Source organism: Armatimonadia bacterium (assembly GCA_039679385.1).
Taxonomy (GTDB): domain Bacteria; phylum Armatimonadota; class Zipacnadia; order Zipacnadales; family JABUFB01; genus JAJFTQ01.
Genome location: JBDKVB010000107.1, coordinates 1 through 2,984, shown reverse-complemented (window position 1 = coordinate 2,984; position 2,984 = coordinate 1). Strand labels below are relative to the sequence as shown.

Annotated in this window: 2 protein-coding genes; both read left to right on the top strand. The window is 65.4% G+C overall.

The genetic code is table 11. The features are described from left to right. The coding region (locus tag ABFE16_12680) for an RHS repeat-associated core domain-containing protein (GenBank protein ID MEN6346146.1) at positions 1–686 on the top strand (686 nt) is incomplete at its 5' end. Further along, entirely contained in the window at positions 680–2,194 is a 1,515-nt protein-coding gene (locus ABFE16_12675) for a hypothetical protein (protein ID MEN6346145.1), read from the top strand. The genes ABFE16_12680 and ABFE16_12675, both read left to right, overlap by 7 nt. The last annotated feature ends 790 nt before the right edge of the window (positions 2,195–2,984 follow it).

The window sequence follows — 2,984 nt, the reverse complement described above, 5'->3', positions numbered from 1 at the left end:
GCAACACGCTGCACAGCAGCGGCACGACGCCAACTCCGTACCAGTACGTCGGCGCCTACGGCTATTTCACCGAACCCCTGCCGAACCTGATGCTCCTGTGGCACCGATGGTACGACGCTGGAACGGGGAGGTTTGGGAGTAGGGACCCGATCGCAAGGCAGGGCGTCGGAGCGTATCCCTCCGTTAGGAACTCGCCAGTGCGCTACTGCGACCCGACCGGCCTCAGGACGATGCGGAAGCCGCCCATCACGGGGGGCGAAGTCGACCTCAACATCCAGGGCGGCGGAGTCGTCCTCATTCCAGGAACCCTGATAGCAGTACCTGTGGGCGCCCGCGCGGGCGTGCAACTGGTGTATGACCGCTGCGCGGGCAAGTGCGATCTGTACTACTACTGGTGTCTGGGTATCTACGTGGGAGCTGGCGCTAGTGTCAACCTCGGGGCAGGCCCGACCGTCGGTCCCGTTGACCCATCGAACTGGGAAGGACCGTTTGTCCAGGTCGGCGGCTCGGTGGGACCCGGAAACTGGTCAGGGGGCGGCGAAGTCAGCGTCTCGGTACCAGACGTGCTGGTTCCCGGAGGGGATGTCACAGGCGCGCTCACGGGAAGCGTCGGCGCCGGCCTGGGCACCCCAGAGTTCCACATCCTCTACTGCCACTACTACCACTGGAAGTCATGGCGGTGCTGAGTGTGAGACCGGCGGGCGGCGAAGCAGCGCAGGCTGCCAGCGACCACGTACCTGCACACGGGCCGACGGCCACCGGTGTCTGCTTCGCCGTGGGTGCGGTTGGCCTCTGGTTCACTGGTGTCTCCGCCATGTGGGAATGGCCTCCTCCGGCGGCGTGGCCAGTCCGGCTGCTTGGGCCCGTTCTCGTATCTGTGCTCTGCGCTCTCGTGTTCCGCTCGATGCCCCTGTGTCTGCACGTGGGGGACGATGCGGTGAAGGTGTGGACGCTGGCCGGACCGCGCAGGATACCGTACTCAAGCATCAGTGGGGCGGTGTTCTGGACCGATCCGACCACCTTCCGCGCCGAGATGCGCTCGATGTACCTGGGACCACGTCCTCGGTCGGGTCTAGCGTCGCTGATACGCGGGAGCACCACCTTCGTTCTCACTGGTGGATGGTGGTCCGTGCCAGCGCTCAGGATCACCGAGCCGTTCCTGAGGAGGGGCGAGGAAGCGGTCCACCTGATCGCGGTTCGAGCCGACTTGACGGTGCCCCCCGATCACGTGGAGCCCATGCGGCCATGGCGGTGGCTACTCGGCCTGTGGTGCGTCGCGATGACCGTGATGCTGGCGCTTGTGGCCTCGCAGCTGCTCCCGGGGAGTCACGACCAGGGACCGCCACAGGCGAGCGGAGCACCTCTGCCACTTGCACCCATGGTGGGGTTCTGCGTAGCCCTGGCGGGAGCCCTGGCCGGAATGTGGCTGTACACGATCTACCTGTTCCAGCTGCCCGCGGCAACTGAACCTGAAGCGCATGCGGTGACCACTGAGGGCGGGTTGCTGCCCTTTCCGAACGATGGGGCACGGGTGTACTGGCCGACCGCGAGGGGTGTGTGCGCGATCGTCTCCGGACTCGGGCTACTCGGCCTGTTCGGGGCACCAGTCTGGGGCCTGCTGAGGGTGGGCAGTGCGCTCTCGTTTGCACTCGCCGTCTTGGTGGCAGGGGGCTGGGCATACTTGGTCCGTCGAGCAGCCATATACCTTCGCATCGGTGGAAGTGGCCTTTACGTATGGACACTCGGCGGACCGCGCTGGATACAGTACTCGAGCATCAGCGTGGCGGTACCCCTGAGCGACGGGGCCTCGCCACTGTGCCCGGACGGCGTCACCTTGGTGCTGCGTGGGCGCTGGCCGACCCTTACTGCACTCACCATCGCCCAGGGATCGCTCAGGAACGGCGAGGAAGCCGTTCGCCTGATCGCCGAGAGAGCGGGATTGGCCGTTCCCTCGGGAGGCGCGCCATGGACTGAGAGGGCTCTGAAACGGCGCTGGCTGATGGTCTTCTACAGCCTGGCCATGTCGGTGGCCACGGGAATGCTGGCCATGTGGACGCTCACGCCGCCAGGGGTCAGCGGACCGGCTGCACTCTCGGTGGTCCTCACAGGTATGCGGTTCGGTCTCTGCCTGTTTGCAGGGGGGCTGGCGGCTGCAAGCTGGATCGGTACAAGCTCCCTCTTCCGGCCTTCGTGAGCACAAGCGTGACTTCGGTAGAGCCTACTGCCTCAAGCGGATGGATGCAGGGCTGGGCCCAACGCCGTGAGCTGTGGGAGGCGGCCCAGATGGTCTGGATACGCACTTGGGAACATGACCTGGTTGTGGTGCTCGGCATAGTCGCGCAGGTGACCATCCCTATGGTGGTAGCTTTCCTGTCCACGCGCCGACGCAGAGAGCCAGTCACTTGCTGGGACTGGGCGCTCACGTCTTGCAGCGTTGCGTAGCTGTGCGTCTTCCTCTCAGGGTACTGGTTCTTCTTCCTCCTCAGGGCGGCGCCGCCGAAGCCCGACCTATATGAGGCGCCCGGTTGCCTGCTCCTGACGGTAGCTGTCAGCTTCGCCTGGCTCATGGTCTGCCCACGCTTGGGACGACGGCTCTCACCTTCGGTCCTGGCTCTTCAGCTTGTGGGACTGCCTGCGACGCTGTCATATGCCTGGACATACCTCTGGATCCCGCGCGGAGGGCCCTGGATAGCCTTCGGGGTGACAGTCTCGGCCCTGGCCCTTGCCAGCTGCGTGGCATTGGTGAAGTGCCGACACCTCGCACCTGCACCACCGTCAGCAGCGGAGGAGAAGATGTGTCCATAGGCAGCTCACCCGGTGTCTGCCGAACCAGGTAACCAGCTATTACAACTACGATGACGCCGGGCAGGTGCAGAGCCTGCTGCACGCCGGCACGGGCGGGCTGTTGCAGAGCCTGTACTACAGCTACGACGACGACGGCCGCCGGACCAAGATCGTGCGCGAGGACGGCACCGGCATCTACT